Origin of the sequence: Actinomadura sp. NPDC000929 (genome assembly GCF_040492065.1) — a bacterium.
Classification (GTDB): domain Bacteria; phylum Actinomycetota; class Actinomycetes; order Streptosporangiales; family Streptosporangiaceae; genus Spirillospora; species Spirillospora verrucosospora.
Window position 1 is genome coordinate 1 of the sequence record NZ_JBEUPA010000335.1, and the last position, 1,055, is coordinate 1,055.

The following is a 1,055-nucleotide window of genomic DNA, read 5'->3' on the forward strand; positions in this document are numbered from 1 at the left end:
ACGTCCGGGCAGGATGACGCGCTGCTGGACATCTATCGCAAGCTGCGTCCGGGTGAGCCGCCGACGCGTGAGTCGGCGCAGACGCTGCTGGAGAATCTGTACTTCAATCCCAAGCGGTACGACGTGGCGAAGGTCGGCCGTTACAAGATCAACAAGAAGCTCGGTCTGGACCTGGACATGAACCAGGGGACGTTGACCGAGGACGACATCGTCGCCACGATCGAGTATCTGGTGCGTCTTCACGCGGGTGAGGAGGAGGCGACCCTGGGCAGTGTGGCGGTGCCGATCGAGGTCGATGACATCGACCACTTCGGCAACCGGCGGCTGCGCACGGTGGGGGAGCTGATCCAGAACCAGGTGCGCGTGGGGCTGGCCCGTATGGAGCGGGTGGTCCGGGAGCGGATGACGACGCAGGACGTCGAGGCGATCACGCCGCAGACGTTGATCAACATCCGGCCGGTGGTGGCCTCCATCAAGGAGTTCTTCGGCACCAGCCAGCTGTCGCAGTTCATGGACCAGACCAACCCCCTGGCCGGCCTCACCCACAAGCGCCGCCTGAACGCGCTCGGTCCGGGCGGTCTGTCGCGTGAGCGGGCGAGCATGGAGGTTCGTGACGTCCACCCGTCGCACTACGGGCGGATGTGTCCGATCGAGACGCCCGAAGGCCCGAACATCGGCCTGATGGGGTCCCTGTCGTCCTACGCCCGCGTCAACCCGTTCGGCTTCATCGAGACGCCCTACCGCAAGGTCGTCGAAGGCCGCGTGACCGACGAGATCGACTACCTGACCGCCGATGTCGAGGACCGCTACGTCATCGCGCAGGCCAACACGCCGATCGGCCCCGACGGGACCTTCGCCGAGCAGCGCGTGCTCGTCCGCCGCAAGGGCGGCGAGATCGAGGCCATCCGGCCCGACGAGGTCGACTACATGGACGTCTCACCGCGCCAGATGGTGTCCGTGGCGACCGCGATGATCCCGTTCCTGGAGCACGACGACGCCAACCGGGCGCTGATGGGCTCGAACATGCAGCGGCAGTCGGTGCCGCTGCTGCGCAG

General features: G+C 66.5%; 1 protein-coding gene. It reads left to right on the forward strand.

The window, feature by feature from the left end; translation table 11 throughout:
- On the forward strand, positions 1-1,055 hold a 1,055-nt coding region (locus tag ABWI04_RS42745), incomplete at both ends, for an RNA polymerDNA-directed RNA polymerase subunit B (protein WP_502913228.1).